Annotated in this window: 18 protein-coding genes; 14 read left to right on the top strand and 4 right to left on the bottom strand. The window is 61.2% G+C overall.

The window, feature by feature from the left end; all coding sequences use genetic code 11:
- The first annotated feature begins 90 nt into the window (after window positions 1-90).
- The 8 genes from fabF (at window position 91) to AC1DEK_RS21480 (ending at window position 9465) form a co-directional block, all read left to right on the top strand.
- Window positions 91-1335, top strand: coding sequence for a beta-ketoacyl-ACP synthase II (gene fabF / locus AC1DEK_RS21515; protein ID WP_478127311.1), 1245 nt, complete (start codon window positions 91-93; stop codon window positions 1333-1335).
- Window positions 1336-1830: 495 nt separating this feature from the next.
- Window positions 1831-2505 (top strand): RNA polymerase sigma factor RpoE, encoded by a 675-nt coding sequence (gene rpoE, locus AC1DEK_RS21510; RefSeq protein WP_478127310.1) that lies wholly within the window; start codon window positions 1831-1833, stop codon window positions 2503-2505.
- A 13-nt stretch (window positions 2506-2518) separates the two neighbouring features.
- Window positions 2519-3157: a sigma-E factor negative regulatory protein gene (locus AC1DEK_RS21505; protein WP_478127309.1), complete on the top strand. Its 639-nt coding sequence runs from the start codon at window positions 2519-2521 to the stop codon at window positions 3155-3157.
- A gap of 22 nt (window positions 3158-3179) precedes the next feature.
- Window positions 3180-4232 carry a MucB/RseB C-terminal domain-containing protein gene (locus AC1DEK_RS21500; RefSeq protein WP_478127308.1) on the top strand — a complete coding sequence of 351 codons (1053 nt, stop codon included), beginning with the start codon at window positions 3180-3182 and terminating at the stop codon, window positions 4230-4232.
- 56 nt (window positions 4233-4288) lie between these two features.
- Window positions 4289-5767, top strand: a complete 1479-nt coding sequence (locus AC1DEK_RS21495) for a DegQ family serine endoprotease (protein ID WP_478127307.1) — start codon at window positions 4289-4291, stop codon at window positions 5765-5767.
- A 523-nt stretch (window positions 5768-6290) separates the two neighbouring features.
- Complete coding sequence (gene lepA, locus AC1DEK_RS21490; protein WP_478127306.1) at window positions 6291-8102, top strand: translation elongation factor 4; 1812 nt, start codon at window positions 6291-6293, stop codon at window positions 8100-8102.
- A 2-nt stretch (window positions 8103-8104) separates the two neighbouring features.
- On the top strand, window positions 8105-9076 hold the full coding sequence (gene lepB, locus AC1DEK_RS21485) for a signal peptidase I (RefSeq protein WP_478127305.1): 972 nt from the start codon (window positions 8105-8107) through the stop codon (window positions 9074-9076).
- A gap of 32 nt (window positions 9077-9108) precedes the next feature.
- On the top strand, window positions 9109-9465 hold the full coding sequence (locus AC1DEK_RS21480; RefSeq protein WP_478127304.1) for a DUF4845 domain-containing protein: 357 nt from the start codon (window positions 9109-9111) through the stop codon (window positions 9463-9465).
- Here the strand turns inward: AC1DEK_RS21480 and AC1DEK_RS21475 are convergent.
- Window positions 9462-9605 (bottom strand): hypothetical protein, encoded by a 144-nt coding sequence (locus AC1DEK_RS21475; protein ID WP_478127377.1) that lies wholly within the window; start codon window positions 9603-9605, stop codon window positions 9462-9464. The genes AC1DEK_RS21480 and AC1DEK_RS21475 overlap by 4 nt on opposite strands.
- Here AC1DEK_RS21475 and rnc point away from each other — a divergent pair.
- Genes rnc through nagZ form a run of 6 tightly spaced genes read left to right on the top strand, consistent with a single transcriptional unit; the run spans window position 9576 to window position 14207 of the window.
- On the top strand, window positions 9576-10217 hold the full coding sequence (gene rnc, locus AC1DEK_RS21470; protein ID WP_478127370.1) for a ribonuclease III: 642 nt from the start codon (window positions 9576-9578) through the stop codon (window positions 10215-10217). The genes AC1DEK_RS21475 and rnc overlap by 30 nt on opposite strands.
- Entirely contained in the window at window positions 10214-11197 is a 984-nt protein-coding gene (gene era / locus AC1DEK_RS21465; RefSeq protein WP_478127303.1) for a GTPase Era, read from the top strand. The genes rnc and era overlap by 4 nt, the downstream gene beginning before the upstream one ends.
- Window positions 11198-11240: 43 nt before the next feature.
- A complete protein-coding gene (recO, locus tag AC1DEK_RS21460; protein ID WP_478127302.1) occupies window positions 11241-11990 on the top strand; it encodes a DNA repair protein RecO in 750 nt (249 codons plus the stop codon).
- Window positions 11987-12742 (top strand): pyridoxine 5'-phosphate synthase, encoded by a 756-nt coding sequence (locus AC1DEK_RS21455; RefSeq protein ID WP_478127301.1) that lies wholly within the window; start codon window positions 11987-11989, stop codon window positions 12740-12742. The genes recO and AC1DEK_RS21455 overlap by 4 nt, the downstream gene beginning before the upstream one ends.
- Window positions 12739-13134 carry a holo-ACP synthase gene (gene acpS / locus AC1DEK_RS21450; protein WP_478127300.1) on the top strand — a complete coding sequence of 132 codons (396 nt, stop codon included), beginning with the start codon at window positions 12739-12741 and terminating at the stop codon, window positions 13132-13134. The genes AC1DEK_RS21455 and acpS overlap by 4 nt, the downstream gene beginning before the upstream one ends.
- The gene (gene nagZ, locus AC1DEK_RS21445) at window positions 13131-14207 is read left to right on the top strand and encodes a beta-N-acetylhexosaminidase (protein ID WP_478127299.1); all 1077 of its coding nucleotides are present in this window, start codon (window positions 13131-13133) and stop codon (window positions 14205-14207) included. The genes acpS and nagZ overlap by 4 nt, the downstream gene beginning before the upstream one ends.
- 8 nt (window positions 14208-14215) lie before the next feature.
- Here nagZ and AC1DEK_RS21440 read toward each other — a convergent pair whose 3' ends face one another.
- From AC1DEK_RS21440 to lysS, 3 genes are read right to left on the bottom strand one after another with little or no spacing between them, the layout of a single operon-like run.
- Window positions 14216-14728, bottom strand: coding sequence for a YgjP-like metallopeptidase domain-containing protein (locus AC1DEK_RS21440; protein ID WP_478127298.1), 513 nt, complete (start codon window positions 14726-14728; stop codon window positions 14216-14218).
- Window positions 14725-16002, bottom strand: coding sequence for an Hsp70 family protein (locus AC1DEK_RS21435; protein ID WP_478127297.1), 1278 nt, complete (start codon window positions 16000-16002; stop codon window positions 14725-14727). The genes AC1DEK_RS21440 and AC1DEK_RS21435 overlap by 4 nt, the downstream gene beginning before the upstream one ends.
- The gene (gene lysS / locus AC1DEK_RS21430; protein ID WP_478127296.1) at window positions 15999-17555 is read right to left on the bottom strand and encodes a lysine--tRNA ligase; all 1557 of its coding nucleotides are present in this window, start codon (window positions 17553-17555) and stop codon (window positions 15999-16001) included. Before lysS ends, AC1DEK_RS21435 begins: the two co-directional genes overlap by 4 nt.
- Window positions 17556-17673 lie beyond the last annotated feature (118 nt).

Genomic DNA, 17673 nt, shown 5'->3' with positions numbered 1-17673 from the left:
CAAGCTGAGTCTCCGTTTCTTCGGCCCCGCAGTTTCCATGCTCGCGCGTGCCATGCAGCGGTCTCAGTGCTCCCAGAAAGGTTTGCCGGCATGACCAAACGCCGCGTCGTCGTGACCGGGCTCGGTTGCCTCGCTCCTGTCGGAAACACCGTCACCGAATCCTGGGCCAATCTCTTGGCCGGGAAGTCGGGCATCGAGACCATTACCAAGTTCGATGTGAGCGCTTTTTCCTGCAGGTTTGCAGGCGAAGTGAAGGGTTTCGACATCAAGCAGTACATCCCGGAGAAGGAAGCGCGCCACATGGACCGCTTCATCCATTTGGGGCTCGCCGCAGCAATGCAGGCAGTGCAGGATAGCGGCTTGCCAACCGGTGATGCATTGCCGGAAGAGCAGGCGGTGCGCATCGGATGCAACATCGGCTCCGGCATCGGCGGGCTCCCGTTGATTGAAGACACCCACGCCGAACTGGTGAACCGCGGCCCACGCCGTGTGTCTCCATTCTTCGTGCCGGCGTCCATCATCAACATGATCTCCGGCCACGTCTCCATTCAATATGGATTCAAGGGTCCCAACATCGCTGTCGTTACTGCCTGCACGACGGGCTTGCATGCAATCGGAACGTCCGCTCGCATGATCGAGTACGGCGACGCCGATGTGATGATTGCCGGCGGCTCCGAATCTACGGTTTCCCCCTTGGGATTGGGGGGATTTGCAGCGGCAAGAGCCCTGTCCACCCGGAATGACGATCCGTCCACCGCGTCTCGGCCGTGGGACAAGGACCGCGATGGCTTTGTACTCGGCGAAGGTGCTGGCGTTCTCGTGCTCGAAGAGTATGAGCGCGCAAAGGCACGAGGCGCCAAGATCTACGCTGAAGTCTCAGGTTTCGGAATGAGCGGAGACGCCTTTCACATGACTGCGCCGAACGTCGACGGTCCGCGGCGGTCCATGGAAATGGCGCTGGCCAATGCTGGCGTAAACCCTGATCAGGTGCAGTACATCAACGCCCATGGAACGTCGACCCCGTTGGGCGACTTGAACGAAACCAACGCCATCAAGAATGCGTTTGGTGATCACGCCAAAAAGCTCGTCGTCAATTCGACCAAGTCGATGACCGGCCACTTGCTAGGCGGTGCCGGCGGCATCGAATCGGTGTTCACGGTTCTTGCGCTACATCATCAAAAGAGCCCGCCGACGATCAACATCTTCAATCAAGACCCGGAGTGCGATCTCGACTACTGCGCGAATGTAGCGCGTGATCTCAAGATCGATGTCGCGGTCAAGAACAATTTCGGATTTGGCGGCACCAACGGCACGCTGGTGTTCAAGCGCGTTTGATTCTGTTCGACTCATGCACAGCGCCCCCTCGGTGAGCTATCCGGTGGGGCGCTCGCGCAATGCGGAGCGCATTCTGCTGATCTCGTGGGGACTTGGCGTCTGCGCTGTCTCGATTGCCTGCGTGCGGACGCCGAGCACCGGGTGGCGAGAGGGCCTTCTGCTGTTGACCGCCATTGGCGCGGGAATGATGGCATGGGTTGGCGCCATCCGTCACTCGGCATCGGCTGATCTGATCTTTGACGGGCAGCATTGGACAGCGTCAGGAGAAGCTCCGATTCAAACGGCTCGGGCAAGCGTGGCGTTGGATCTCCAGTTCCTGCTGCTGGTCTGCTTGTCTCAATCTGGTCGTAGGCGGCGCTGGATCTGGCTCGACCGCAATGCCATGCCTGCTCGATGGACAGATCTGCGCCGTGCGCTATATTCGCGCGCTGCTCCGACCGATCCATCAAGTCGCGCGCCGAGTTCGACTGGGCCGAACGCCCTCAAATCCTCATCATGACAGCTTCGCCACCCCCAGTGCCACCCGGCGCCGGTCTTGCCGATGGGCCGGCCGAAGCTGCCAAACCTGGGGAGGTCGATTTTCAGCTCGTTCAGCGAACAGTCGCCGGAGACCAGAAGGCGTTCGAGCTGCTCGTCATCAAGTACCAGCGGCGGATCGAGCGCTTGATTGGACGGATGGTTCGGGACGTCAATCTGGTCGAAGACATCGCCCAGGAGACTTTTATCCGAGCCTATCGCGCGCTCCATCAGTTTCGCGGCGAAGCTCAGTTCTACACCTGGCTCTATCGGATCGCAGTCAACACGGCAAAAAAGGCGCTGGTAGACATGAAGCGCGACCCGACGGTATCGGAGAGTGCCTTGCGTTCGTCTTCCGAAGACGACGATGAAACTTACCGACCCGGAAACGAACCAATCAGCGACGAGACCCCCGAATCCGTTTTGGCTGCCAATGAAATTGCGGCGGCCGTTGAAGCGGCGATGGAAGCACTGCCCGCCGAGCTCCGGCAGGCAGTGACGCTGCGCGAGATCGAGGGGATGAGCTATGAAGAGATTGCCGAAGTCATGAGCTGTCCGATCGGCACGGTGCGGTCGCGCATCTTTCGGGCACGTGAAGCGATTTCGGCCAGGGTCAAACCCTTGCTGGACAACCAGTCCGGCAAGCGCTGGTGAGCAGGTGAATAAGATGAACACAAACTTGGTTCGTGAGCAGGTGTCCGCGCTTGCCGATGGCCATCTGCGCGATGATGAATTCGCACAGATCATCGGCCGAATTTGCGTGGACGAAGAATTGCGTTCTGTATGGCAAACCTACCATCTGGTTGGTGATGTGCTTCGGTCGGGCGCGCATGCGGCATGCAGCGATAGTTCGACGTTCCTGTCCCGGCTGCAGGGCCGATTGGCGTCCGAGCCCGCAGCCCCGCCTCTCATTGCTGCACCGGTGGATGCAAGTCCGGTACAGAGTGTGCATGGCGAAGCCGCCAACGAACCTGCGTTTCGCTGGAAGCTGGTCGCGGGCGCCGCGTCTCTGGCAGCGGCGGCGGCGATAGGCTGGAACTGGGTGGGCGTGGGTGGTGGGCGTTCCGCGGATGCGCAACTGGCGCAGCAACAAGCTCCTTCAGCGGTCGTCGCAACGGCGAACACCCCCAGGCCGCCGCAGACATTGGTTCCTGCGCGCGTGCTCGTCGGGTCCGGAGATCCTCAGGTCATGATTCGTGACCCGAGGCTGGACCAATTGCTCGAGGCCCATCAGCAGGTTGGCGGCGCGTCCCAGTTGCCGTCGGGCTTCCTGCGCAATGCCACCTTCGAAAGACCTTCGCGCTAATTGCGTGCCTGTTCCTCATGCAATGACTGTCTCGATGCAAATACCCGCGCGCAGGTCCGCGATCCTCATGGCCGCACTGTGCATGGCGCAGTTTGCTGTCGGGCAGACGCGGATGCCCTCACCGCCAGCGAAAGGCGCCAGTAGTGCGGGCGACGCTCCGGCTCTGGGTGTCGTGGAGTGGCTCCAGCGCATGCATGCCGCTTCTCGGCAGCGTAGCTATGCGGGCACGTTCGTTGTTTCCGCCGAAGCCGGTAATCTCTCGAGCGCCCGGATCTGGCACGTGTGCGAAGGCGATCTGCAGATGGAGCGGATCGAAGCCTTGTCGGGGCCGCCCCGGTCCACTTTCCGGCGCAACGACCATGTCGTGACCTTTCTGCCGGAATCAAAAATCGTCAAAAGCGAAAAGCGGGAAAACCTTGAACTGTTCCCGAGTTTGTCGGGTTCTCCGGATTCCTCGATCGCCAATTTCTATGATGTTCGCGTGATCGGCAAGGACCGTGTGGCTGGCTTCGATACCGACGTGGTGCAACTCGAACCGCGGGATAGACTTCGGTTCGGCTATCGCGTGTGGAGCGAGCGGCGGTCAGGGCTGGTCTTGAAGCTGCAGACGGTAGACGGCGACAAAAAGGTGATCGAGCAGTCGGCTTTTTCCGAGCTTCAGCTCGATGCACCGATCAAGGTTCACGCGCTGACGCAGATGATGAGCAGCACCGCGGGTTACCGGGTCGAGAAGTCCGAGCTCGAGCGCACGACGGCGCAGCGCGAAGGGTGGACGCTGAAGAAAGACGTTGCCGGCTTCAGGCCGGTGAATTGCTATCGACGACCTACCGCCGGCGAAGGTCAGGGGCACACGATGCAATGGACTTTCTCGGATGGCCTTGCCTCTGTCTCGTTGTTCCTGGAGCCTTACGATGCCGAGCGCAAACCGCAGGAAGTGCTCCTTGCGCTCGGAGCCACTTTCACGCTCACGCGCCGCTTGGTCGACAAGGATGGCGAATGGTGGCTGACTGCCGTGGGTGAGGTGCCGCCGCAGGCGCTGGACGCTTTTGCACAAAACCTCGCGCGCTTGCATTGAGTGTTGGCGCGCATAGATGGTGTTTTCAGTCTAAGTCTCTCAAACGAAAGAAGCTGATGATGTTCAAAGTCGAGGGGAACACATTCCGCTCATGCTTGCTGGCCTGCGCTGTCGCTGTCGTATCGACAACTGCATTGCTGCCATCAACTCCGGCATCCGCCCAAACGCGCGTGCTTCCGGACTTCACCGATCTGGTCGATCAGGTCGGTCCCGCCGTGGTCAACATTCGTACGGTCGAAAAGGTGACGCAGGGCGGCAACCCCGAAATGGACGAGGAGATGCAGGAGTTCTTCCGGCGCTTCTTCGGCCAGCCCATGCCAGGGGTGCCGCGGCAGGGTCCCCGGCCGAATCGGCCTCAAGCGCCGCAGGAAGAGGAGCGGCCCCGCGGCGTGGGGTCGGGCTTCATCCTTTCGTCGGATGGCTTCGTCATGACCAATGCCCACGTCGTCGATGGCGCGTCCGAGGTGCTCGTGACCTTGCCGGACAAGCGTGAGTTCAAGGCCAAGATCATCGGCGCAGACAAGCGGACAGACGTGGCGGTCGTGAAGATCGATGCGACAGGTCTTCCTGCGGTCAAGGTCGGAGACATTTCGAAGCTGCGGGTCGGCGAATGGGTGATGGCGATCGGGTCTCCGTTCGGCCTCGAGAACACGGTCACCGCTGGCATCGTGAGCGCCAAGCAACGGGATACCGGCGACTACTTGCCCTTCATCCAGACTGACGTGGCGATCAATCCCGGAAATTCGGGCGGCCCGTTGATCAACATGCGCGGCGAAGTCGTTGGCATCAACAGCCAGATCTATTCACGGTCCGGCGGGTTCATGGGTATCTCCTTCTCCATCCCGATCGATGAAGCCATTCGCGTGAGCGATCAGTTGCGTGCGTTCGGCCGTGTTTCGCGTGGGCGAATCGGCGTGCAAATCGATCAGGTGACCAAGGATGTCGCCGAATCGATTGGCCTCGGCAAGGCACAAGGCGCGCTCGTGCGCGGAGTGGAGTCAGGGTCTCCGGGCGAGAAAGCCGGGATCGAGCCGGGCGACATCATCACCAAGTTCGACGGTAAAGCCATCGATAAGCCAAGCGATCTGCCGCGCCTGGTCGGAAACACGAAGCCCGGGACCAAGAGTTCGGTGACTGTGTTCCGCCGCGGCAATTTGCGGGACTTGAACGTGACAGTCGCTGAGATCGAACCTGACAAGCCAATCAAGCCAACCTCTGATCGGGAAGACTCGTCCAGCAAAACGCCAGCATCAGCCGCTGCCAAGTCGATGGGCCTGACGTTGAGCGATCTCACTGAAGCGCAGAAGAAAGAGCTGAAGCTGAAAGGTGGCGTGAAGGTCGATGCAGCCTCGGGTGCCGCGGCTCGGGCTGGATTGCGCGAGGGGGACGTGGTCCTCGCGATCAGCAACGTGGAAGTGGCCAATGTGAAGGACTTCGAGGCGGCCCTTGCGAAGTCGGACAAGAACAAGCCTGTGAGCCTGCTTTTCCGTCGAGGCGACTGGGCGCAATATGCGCTGCTCCGGCCCGCACGCTGAACTCTTCTCGTGCGTCAAGTGGCCCCACCGCGCGGTCGGGTTTGGGTTCGATTTTTTTCCGGGTTGTCGCGCGGAGACAGCGTCTCGATCAAAAAAAATCGACTCACCAAGCGTTGTTTCGTAGTTGGCACTCGCTAACTACAGGATCGGCTAACGACGAAAATCAGTAGAATATAGGAGCCGTGGCGGTTCAACTTTGCATAAGGAACCCGATCTTCTTCACGATGCGAGATGCCCAATAGCCGTCCACCGGTGGTCCACAGTTCGCCCACAAGTTGTTAAGCATTCGGTCCACCGATCCTGTTGATAAGCTGTTCATAAGAGCCATGTTGCTGGCCTGCAACGACCAATCCCGGACCTCGGTCCCGCTGTACGCGCACCCCTTTTTGCCTACAATGAAGTTCCAACTACTGCAGTTGCCATTGCTTGTTGGTTCAGGGCGCGTCTCTTGTAGACGCGCCCTTTTTTCTTGCCTGCTTCCGACTTCGCGCAAGCCAATTCAAGTACTTAAGCGTTCCCGTTGATGAATCACATCAGAAATTTTTCGATCATTGCGCACATTGATCATGGCAAGTCGACGCTTGCGGATCGATTGATCCAACGCTGCGGTGGACTCGCTGAGCGCGAGATGGAAGCGCAAGTCCTCGACTCGATGGATATCGAGAAAGAGCGTGGGATAACCATCAAGGCGCAGACAGCCGCGCTGCACTACAAGGCGCTCGATGGGCAGGTCTACAACCTCAATCTGATCGACACGCCGGGCCACGTCGACTTCTCTTATGAGGTGAGCCGCTCGCTCTCCGCATGCGAAGGTGCGCTGCTCGTCGTCGATGCAAGCCAAGGTGTTGAAGCACAGACAGTGGCCAACTGCTACACCGCATTGGACCTCGGCGTCGAGGTTGTGCCGGTGCTCAACAAGATGGATTTGCCTCAGGCCGATCCCGATAACGCGAAGGCTGAAATCGAAGACGTGATCGGCATCGACGCAACCGACGCGATTCCATGTTCGGCCAAGACGGGCATGGGCATCGATGAAATTCTCGAGGCGATCGTCGCGAAAGTGCCGTCGCCGCGTGGCAATCCAAACGGCGCACTGCGCGCGATGATCATCGACAGCTGGTTCGATGCCTACGTTGGTGTCGTGATGCTGGTGCGCGTTGTCGATGGCCGTCTCGCCAAAGGCGATCGAATCAAGATGATGGCCTCGGGCGCCACCTACAACGCCGACAACCTGGGTGTGTTTACTCCCGCAACTGAAGTGCGCCAGTCTCTTGAAGCCGGGGAGGTGGGTTTCATCATCGCCGGGATTAAGGAACTTCAGGCTGCCAAGGTGGGCGACACAGTCACGCTGATCAAGCCGGGCACGGGTGGTGCTGCCGCCACAGCGACCGAGGCATTGCCGGGTTTCAAGGAGATCCAGCCCCAGGTCTTCGCCGGGCTCTATCCCACCGAGGCGAGCGAGTACGACTCTCTTCGCGACGCCCTCGAGAAGCTCAAGCTCAACGATTCGTCGCTGCACTACGAGCCCGAGGTTTCGCAGGCACTGGGCTTCGGATTCAGATGCGGCTTTCTCGGCCTGCTGCACATGGAAATCGTGCAGGAGCGTCTGGAGCGTGAATTCGATCAGGACCTGATCACGACCGCGCCCAGCGTGGTCTACCAAGTCGTCAAGAACGATGGCGAAGTCATCATGGTCGAGAACCCCTCCAAGATGCCCGACGTCGGCCGGATGTCCGAGATTCGCGAGCCGATCGTCACGGTTCATCTCTATATGCCGCAGGAGTACGTCGGTTCGGTCATGACGCTTGCCAACCAGAAGCGCGGCGTCCAGATGAACATGGCGTACCACGGGCGGCAAGTGATGTTGACCTACGAAATGCCGTTGGGCGAGATCGTGCTCGATTTCTTCGACAAGCTCAAATCGGTGAGCCGGGGCTATGCATCCATGGACTACGAGTTCAAGGAATATCGCGCGTCGGACGTCGTCAAGGTCGACATCCTGCTCAACGGAGAAAAGGTCGACGCGCTGTCGATCATCGTGCACCGGAGCCAGAGCCAGTTCCGTGGCAGGGCCGTCGTTTCGAAGATGCGCGAAATCATTTCGCGGCAGATGTACGACGTTGCGATCCAGGCAGCTATCGGGGCCAACATCATTGCACGTGAGACAATCAAGGCTCTGCGCAAGAACGTGCTCGCCAAGTGCTATGGCGGCGACATTACCCGCAAGAAGAAGCTGCTTGAAAAGCAGAAGGCGGGCAAAAAAAGAATGAAGCAGATCGGCTCGGTCGAGGTCCCGCAAGAGGCCTTCCTCGCCATCCTTCAAGTCGAAGACTAAAGATGGCATTTCTCACTTCCCTGATTCTCGCGGCCTTCGTCGGCTATGTAGGCGCCTGGTATTTCGGCGCAGTCGAAGGCAACTTTGCGCTGCTGCTCTTCCTGGCAACAGTTGTCACCGGCGCCTATTGGCTCGCCGAGCGCTTCTATTTCCTGCCCAGACGCCGACGCGCGGCCGAAGCGCTCGACGCCTCGCTCGCGAGACGGCGTGAGGAGCTGAGTCGCCAAGGCATCACGCAGGTCGACACAGTCGACGCGAAGGCCAGCGAACGCCTGATCATGCAGCCATGGTGGCTGGATTGGACCGCCGGGCTGTTCCCGGTGATCCTCGTCGTGTTCCTGCTGCGGTCGTTCCTCTTCGAACCCTTCAAGATCCCGTCGGGTTCCATGATGCCGACGCTTCTCACGGGCGACCTGATCCTGGTCAACAAATTCGTCTATGGCCTGCGCCTGCCTGTGATCAACACCAAAATCACCGATGGTCGACCGCCAGCGCGGGGGGACGTTATGGTATTCCGCTACCCGCCCAAGCCGAGCATGGATTACATCAAACGCGTGGTGGGAGTCCCGGGGGACGAGGTGGCATACCTCAACAAGAAGCTCACGATCAACGGCCAGCCCGTGAGCAAGGACGCGGTGCCGGATTTCTTCGACGAAGAGACGATGCGCTACCTCAAGCAATACACCGAAAAGCTGGGGGACACGCAGCACAAGCTGCTCAACGACGATACGCGCCGAGCCGGGCTTTCCGAAGTTGAGATCATGCCGTTCCCTAATCAGGAAAATTGCCGCTACAGTGTTGAAGGTGTCGTGTGCAAGGTGCCGCCTGGCTATTACTTCATGATGGGCGACAACCGTGACAATTCGCTCGATTCGCGCTATTGGGGGTTTGTTCCAGACGCGAACATCGTCGGCAAGGCGTTTTTGATCTGGATGAATTTTGGTGACCTGAGGCGGATCGGCACATTCAAATAAGTATTCGGCAATTCATCGAGGGGAAAGAGGGCATGAGGACTCAGCAGGCAAAGCAGAAGCAGCGCGGCATCTCGTTCTTGGGACTTTTGTTCGTGGCCATTGTGGTCGCGTGCGTGGGCGTCGTGGTGGCCCAGGTCATTCCGACGCTGATTGAATATCAGGCGATCACCAAGGCCGCCAACAAGGCCAAGGAAGGCACGACCGTGCCTGAAGTCCGCGCCATCTTCGATCGCGCGCAGGCCATCGACGACTTCAAGTCCGTCAGCGGACGGGATCTCGACGTGAAGAAGGACGGCGACAAGGTGGTGGTGTCCTTTGCCTACGATCGTGAAATTCACCTTTTTGGACCCGCCTTTTTGGTGCTCAAGTACCGAGGCCAATCGAGCTAGATGAAACGCACGTCCAGGTTTGCCGGTGGCCGGCCCGCAGCGCCGATCGTGTCGTGACCGGCAATGGCCTGGCTGCGCTTCAGGCGCGCCTTCAGCATTCGTTCGCGGACCTGCGACTCCTGCAGCAGGCATTGACGCATCGCAGTTTCTCCTCTGATCACAACGAGCGGCTCGAATTTCTCGGCGACTCCGTCCTGAATTTGGCCGTCTCGCATCTGCTTTTCACCCGCCTTTCGGAAATGCCGGAGGGCGACCTGTCCAGGGTTCGGGCCAATCTGGTCAAACAGGAAACCCTGCATCAACTCGCGGTCAAGCTGGCGTTGTCGCCGCTCTTGCGATTGGGGGAAGGCGAGGCACGTTCAGGAGGGCCCAACCGGCCATCGATCCTGGCTGACGCTTTAGAAGCCGTCATCGGCGCGGTCTACCTCGACGCCGGATTCGTCGCTGCTCAAGCGCTCGTGCAACGCCTGTACGAGCCTGTCGAGATCAATCCGCGCATGGAAGCTGTGGCCAAGGACCCAAAGACTGAATTGCAGGAATGGCTTCAGGGCCACAAAATGAAGTTGCCGGTTTATCGCGTAGTCGGAACCCTCGGCGCGGCGCACAAGCAGACTTTCGAGGTTGAGTGCGAAGCGCCTGATCTGGGTCTGCGTGAGCACGGCATTGGCGGCTCGCGCCGTGCCGGCGAGCAGGCTGCCGCGGCGGCGATGTTGATCCGGCTCAAGGCGCGCGGCGCGAAAGCATCCCCATGAACGACCCCAAAGACTCCGCTCCCCAATTGCCAGAAGGTGGTGCGGAAGCCGCGCACACGGCCACAGCAGCCAATCCCGTTTCCCAGCGATGCGGCCTCGTCGCCATCGTCGGAAAGCCCAATGTCGGCAAGTCGACGTTGCTCAACGCTCTCGTCGGCCAGAAGATCAGCATCACTTCGCGCAAGGCACAAACTACGCGCCACCGCATCACGGGCATGCGCACGCTCAGAGCCACGCAGTTCGTGTTCGTCGACACGCCCGGCTTTCAGACACTCCACGCCAACGCGTTGAACCGATCTCTTAACAAGACGGTGGTCGGGGCGGTTTCGGACGTCGATCTGATCCTGTTTGTGGTCGAAGCCGGTAGTTTCACGCCGGCAGACGAGCGCGTGCTCAAGCTTCTCGGCACAGGTATTCCCACGGTATTGATCGCCAACAAGTTGGACAACGTGCATCGCCGCGCCGACGTCGCACCGTGGCTGCAGACGATGCAGCAGAAGCATGCCTTTGCGGAGTTCGTGCCCATGTCGGCAAAGAATTCGAAAGACATCGAGCGCCTCTTCGGCATCTGCGAAAAATACCTGCCCGAACAGGCTTGGTGGTACGCCGAAGACGAACTCACTGATCGCAGCGAGCAGTTCCTGGCGAGCGAGATGGTGCGCGAGAAGCTGTTTCGCCTCACGGGCGACGAGCTCCCTTACACATCCACCGTCATCATCGACAAGTTCGAGGAAGAGCCGCCTGCGCGCAAGGGCCAGAAGCGCCTGCTCAAGATCGCCGCGACGATCGTGGTGGAGCGGGACGGCCACAAGGCGATGGTCATCGGCGACAAGGGCGAGCGCATCAAGCGCATCGGTACCGAGACGCGCCAGGAGCTCGAAAAGTTGATGGACGCCAAGGTGTTCATCGAGCTTTGGGTCAAGGTGCGCTCCGGCTGGGCCGACGATGAAGCCCGTGTGCGATCTTTCGGCTATGAATGAGCAAAAAGGGTGACGGCCACCCGAGATGAGCAAGTCTGCGGGTATGCGAGCCACTCATGAGCCGGCCTATGTGCTGCATCGCTACGACTGGAGCGAATCGAGCCTGATCCTCGAGACCTTCACGCGGCACCACGGCCGCATTGCGCTGGTTGCAAAGGGGGCGAAGCGTCCGAGCTCGAATTTCCGGCCCGTCTTGCTGCCGCTGCAGCCGCTGCAGTTGAACTTCAGCGGCGATGCTGAAATCCGCACCCTCAAGGGCGCCGAGTGGATGGGTGGGCACGTGATGCCTACCGGCGAGGCGCTGCTGTCGGGCTACTACGTCAACGAACTCTTGCTGCGCCTGCTAGCTCGCGACGACCCGCACGAGGCGCTTTTCGATGCCTATGCGGCGGTTGTCCAGGTTTTGGCAGGTGACCACGCGGCCGCTCAGGCCGCGACGCAAGCCGCTGCACTGCGCGCGTTCGAACTGCTTCTGTTGCGCGAAGTCGGCTTGCTTCCAGCACTCGATGCGCAGACGCTGACCTTGGCGCCGCTGGCGCCCGCCGCGCGCTATGCGCTCGTGCCGGAGGCGGGCTTGCGGGAAGCATTCGACGACGAGGCTGCGCTCCAGGGCGCCGATTGGTTGCTATTGCAGACAGCGCTCGATGATCGCGCGCCATTTGCCTCGACTCTGCGAGTGTGTGCTGGTGTGAACGGCGCGCTTCGTACCCAATTGCGCACCTTGCTCAACTACCATTGCGGCGTTGCAACGCTGCGTACGCGACAGATGATGCGGGACCTGCAAGCCCTATGAGCACTTCCAACTCCACCGCCCTTTCGGTCAATCTCAACAAGGTCGCCCTGGTGCGCAATACGCGCCAGCTCGGCATCCCCAGCGTCGTGTTCGCGGCCGCCCTGTGCCTCGACGCCGGGGCGCATGGGATCACGGTGCATCCGCGCCCGGACGAGCGGCACATTCGCCCGCAGGATGTGCATGATCTGTCCGCGCTGCTGCACAAGGACTGGCCCGACGCGGAGTTCAACATCGAGGGCAATCCTTTTCACAACCTGATGGAGTTCGTCCGCGAACTGCGTCCGCACCAGGCGACCTTCGTTCCAGACAGCGAGTCACAGTCGACCAGCGACCATGGGTGGAGCTTTCCCGAAGATGCCGAACGCCTCAGGCCGGTGATTGCCGAAGCGCGCGCGCTAGGTGTGCGCGTGAGCCTGTTCATGGATCCGGATCCCGAAATGATGGCGGCTGCCAAAGCCGTCGGGGCCGATCGCGTCGAGCTTTACACGGAAGGCTATGCGGCCTCCCGTGATACCTCGAAGGCAGATGCCGTTTTGCAGCTTTACGTCGAAGCCGCACGGGCGGCGCAGGCGGCCGGTCTCGAGGTCAATGCCGGCCACGATCTGAGCCGCGAGAACCTCACGGAGTTTTTGCGCGCCGTGCCCGATGTCCGCGAGGTCTCCATCGGCCATGCCTTTGTCTCCGACGCGCTCGAACTCGGATACGCCGCCGCGACGCGCGAGTATCTGCGCCGAATCGACGAGGCCCAGTGATCTACGGCATCGGTACCGACATCTGCGACGTCCGGCGCATCGCCGCCACGTTGCAGCGACAGGGCGACCGGTTCGCCCGAAAAGTCTTGACTGACGCCGAGTACGCGACTTGGCAGGCCCGCAGCGCTCGCTGGCCCCACCGCGGCCTGCGCTATCTAGCAACTCGGTTTTCGGCCAAGGAGGCCTTCAGCAAGGCAGTCGGAATGGGCATGCGGATGCCGATGACCTGGCGGAACTGCGAGATCGCGAACCTGAAGAGCGGCAAGCCCGTGATCGTGCTGCACGGCGCCCTGAAGGAATGGTTCGAAGGAGAGGGCCTGATTGCCCACGTGACTGTGACTGACGAAACCGACTATGCGGCGAGCTTCGTGGTCGTCGAGCGAAAGCAATGACCGACGAAGCACCACACGCCCCGCTGATCATCGACGTCGCTGGGACCGAACTCAACGCTGCTGACCGCCGTCGGCTCGCTGATCCATGGGTCGGGGGAGTGATTCACTTCGCCCGCAACTGGCGAGATCGTGCGCAGATGTGTGCCCTGAATGCCGAGATCAGGGCACTGCGCCCGGACGTTCTCATCTGCGTCGATCACGAGGGTGGTCGCGTCCAGCGTTTTCGCACCGATGGGTTTACGCGTTTGCCGTCCATGCGCAAGCTTGGCGAGATGTGGATGAACGACCCGCTCCGGGCAGCGCAGGTCGCCGTGGCCTGCGGCTACGTCATGGCGGCCGAACTCCGGGCGTGCGGGGTGGACTTCACTTTCGCACCGGTGCTGGACCTGGACTACGGCGAAAGCAGCGTCATCGGGGACCGCAGCTTTCATCGCGACCCGCGCGTTGTCGCGATGCTGGCCAGGAGCCTCATGCATGGATTGCTTCAAGCGGGCATGGTCAATTGCGGCAAGCATTTTCCCGGGCACGGCTTCGTCAAGGCCGATTCGCACGTCGCGATGCCGGTCGATCGGCGCAGCCTCAAGGCAATCCTCGCGGGTGACGCTCGCCCCTACGACTGGCTTGTCGGCTCGCTCGCAGCGGTCATGCCGGCACACGTGATTTACCCCAAGGTCGATGGGCGACCGGCAGGGTTTTCCTCGAAGTGGCTGAAGGAGATCCTGCGCGGCAAGTTGCGCTTCGAAGGCGCGGTATTCAGCGACGACCTCAGCATGGAAGCTGCGCGCCGGGTACAGGGCAGACTGCTGAGCTATACGGACGCCGCCATGGCTGCTCTCCACGCCGGCTGCGACTTGGCGCTGCTCTGCAACCAGAGCCTGGGCGGCGGCGCTGTGCTCGACGAATTGCTGGATGGCTTCGCCGCGGCCGTCCGGGATGGCGGATGGGCGCCGAACCCCGCGAGCGAGACACGCCGCCTGAGCCTGCTTCCCAAGGTGCCGTCAGTGGAGTGGACGACACTCATGCAATCGACCGCCTATCGCCAAGCCATCGAGATGATGCAGCGGCTTGATTGAACGATGACCTACGCGGCGGTCACCGACCAGAGCCGTTCGCCGCCCAGGTCGAGATGCGTCAAATACAGACGCAGGTCGAACTCGAACTGGTGATATTGCGGCTCCATGTGCGTGCACAGTTGGTAGAACGCCTTGTCGTGCTCGCGCTCCTTCGTGTGGGCCAGTTCGTGCACCACGATCATCCGCAACCACTCTTCCGGCACTTCCTTGAACAGGCTCGCCACCCGGATCTCGCGCTTTGCCTTCAGGCGGCTTCCTTGCACGCGCGAAACCGTTGTATGCGTGCCGAGGGCGTTCCGGATCACATGGAGCTTGTTGTCGAACATGACCTTGGACACCGGGTCTGCATTGCGCAGGAACTGGCTCTTGATGTCGCCCACATAGTCGTACAGCGCGCGGTCGGTGCGGATGTCGTGCGTGCTGCCGTAGCGCTTTTGCAGCCACTCGCCAAGGCCGTTGCGCTCGATGAGTTGCTCGATCTGGGTGCGAAGCGCCGCAGGATATGCGGCCAGATACTTCATGCGGTTTCCGCGACGCGTTTCGAGGCCGCCGCATAAGCTAGCCCAGCAGCCACACCGCCGAAAAGATCGCCTTCGATCATCTCGACGTCGGGAAATGCCTTGCGCAGTCCGCTCTGGAATGGGCGCAGCGCCGACGAGCCGCCTGTCAGGTAGATCGCATCAAGCTTGTTGCCGCCCAACATCGCTCCCTGAACGCATTCCCGCGCGCACCTGATCACGTTCTCGAGCGCCGTGGCCAGGTGTAGTGCCATGGCGTCGGGCGCGAACTGCGCCGACAAGCCGGCCTCCGCACAAGACAGGTCGATGGCCACGCTGTCTTCGGCCATGGACGCTCGAATTTTGGCCGCTTCAACTTCGCTCGCGATGCGGTGGCCTTCGCGATTCACAAGCACGTTCATCAGGCGGTCGTGCAAACGCAGTTCGACGTAGTTGGTGCGCAGATCCTGAACCTGCCGGATCGCCTTCGGCGCGTAGAGCCAGTTGATCAGATGCCACGACGAGAGGTCGAAAAAGGTGCGGCTCGGCACCTCGCGGCCTTGTGGCCCGATATGGCGAAAGCCGAGCTGCGGCATCGCGCATTCAAGGCTCAGTCGCTGGTCGAAGTCGGTGCCGCCGATGTGGACACCCGTGGTGGACAACACGTCCACAGCGCGATCGCTGGCGGCCATGCGATCAGGCCCGAGGCGCACCACCGTGAAGTCGGAAGTGCCGCCACCGATGTCGACGACCAGGACCAGCGCTTCGCGCTTGATGCGCCGCTCGTAATCGAATGCCGCCGCGATCGGCTCATATTGAAAAGACACTTCGCCCAGTCCGGCGTTCTTCACCGCCCGCCGAAGGGTCTCCTCCGCGAGTTTGTCGCGGTCGATGTCGTCATCGACGAAACGAACCGGGCGACCCACCACCACGCGGCTCGGCTTCTTGCCGAGTTGCTTTCCGGCACGGTTTCCGAGCTCCGAAAGGAAGAGGGTGATGATGTCCTCGAAGCGCACCGGCTCGTTGAAGATCTCTGTCTGCTCCTGCACCAGAGAGCTGCCCAGCAGGCTCTTGAGCGATCGCATCAGCCGGCCTTCGGTGCCCGCCAGGTAGAGCGCGATTGCTTCGCGGCCGAAGTGCGTGGTGCGCTCCTCGGCGTTGAAGAAGACGGCGGTCGGGATCGTCGTCGCGGCGCCTTCGAGGGCCAGCGGACGCGCCTTCCCGTCCTCCGCGACGAAGGCGACGGCGGAATTCGACGTGCCGAAGTCGATTCCGATCGCCGATCCGCGGGTGTTCAAGATTCCCGACGCAAGGCAGGAAACAGGATCACGTCACGAATGCTCGGCGAATCTGTCAGCAGCATCATCAAGCGATCGATGCCGATGCCGCAGCCGCCTGTGGGTGGCATGCCGTATTCGAGTGCGCGCACGAAATCGTGGTCAAAGTACATCGCCTCATCGTCGCCGCTGTCCTTGGCTGCGACCTGCGCATTCAATCGCGCCGCCTGGTCTTCGGCGTCGTTGAGCTCGCTGAAACCATTGCCGAACTCGCGGCCCGTGATGTAGAGCTCAAAGCGCTCCGTTACTTCGGGACGATCGTCGTTGGCGCGCGCCAACGGCGAAATTTCAGTCGGATGTTCCATGATGAAGGTCGGCTGCCAGAGCTTCTCTTCCACTGTCTCCTCGAAGTACATCACCTGCAGGCTGGCGAGACTGCGTTGCGAGAGCTTGTCCTTCTCTTCGGTCAGGCCGAGCTTGCGCAGGGCGTTGACCAGCCAACTCGCGTCGTCGACGTTCGTTCCTGCATCGGTGTACTTGAGGATCGCCTCGCGGATCGTCAGCCGCTCGAAAGGCTTCGCGAGGTCCACTTCCTTGCCCTGGTAGCTCAGTTGTTGGCTGCCGACCGTCTTGTCGGCGATCGTGCGGATCAGCGTTTCGGTGAAGTCCATCAGGTCGCGGTAATTCCAGTAGGCCGCGTAGAACTCCATCATCGTGAATTCGGGGTTGTGCCGCACCGAAATGCCTTCGTTGCGATAGCTCCGGTTGATTTCGAACACGCGCTCGAAGCCGCCCACGATCAGCCGCTTCAGATAGAGCTCCGGCGCGATGCGCAGGAACATCTCCTGGTCGAGCGCGTTGTGGTGCGTCACGAAAGGCTTGGCGTTGGCGCCGCCCGGAATGGGGTGCAGCATCGGCGTCTCGACTTCGAGGAAGTCGTTTGCCACCATGAATTCGCGCAGGGCGCTCACGGCGCGGCTGCGTGCGGTGAAGCGTTCGCGCGCGGCCGCATCGGTGATGAGGTCGACGTAGCGTTGGCGGTACTTCTGTTCCTGGTCAGCCATCCCGTGGAACTTGTCGGGCAGTGGCCGCAGGCTCTTTGTCAGGAGGCGCAGCTTGGTGACCTTGACCGACAGCTCGCCGGTCTTGGTCTTGAAGGCGGTGCCTTCGGCGCCGACGATGTCACCCAGGTCCCAGCGCTTGAACTCGGCGTAGGCTTCTTCGCCGACGGCATCGCGCGTAACGTAGAGCTGGATGCGTTCGGTGGAATCCTGCACCGTCGCGAAACTCGCCTTGCCCATCACGCGCTTGAGCATCATCCGGCCGGCGACGCTGACCGGCACGGGCTTCGCGTCCAGCACTTCAGGCGGCGTCTCGCCGTGGGTGGCGATCAGCGCGGCTGCGCGGTCGGCTGGCTTGAAGTCATTCGGAAAAGCGACCCCTTTGCCTTCTGACTGTGCTTGACGCAGCGCCTTCAGTTTTTCGCGCCGTTCGGCAATCAGTTGGTTGTCGTCGATGGGCGCGGCCGGCGTTGCGGCAGGAGCGGGAACAGAGGGGATCAGGTGGTCGGACATGAGGCAGGATGGTGGCGCACGCGACAGGCGCGCGCAACCGGCCATTTTATCTCTGGCGGGCATGCCGCAGGCCGATGTCGACGGGGCGCCGACATTGGCGCCATCGCTATGGAACTTG

The sequence above is a fragment of the Variovorax sp. 10N420 genome, assembly GCF_056394705.1.
Note: the sequence above shows the minus strand (reverse complement) of the source record. Positions and strands in the feature narration are given on the sequence as shown.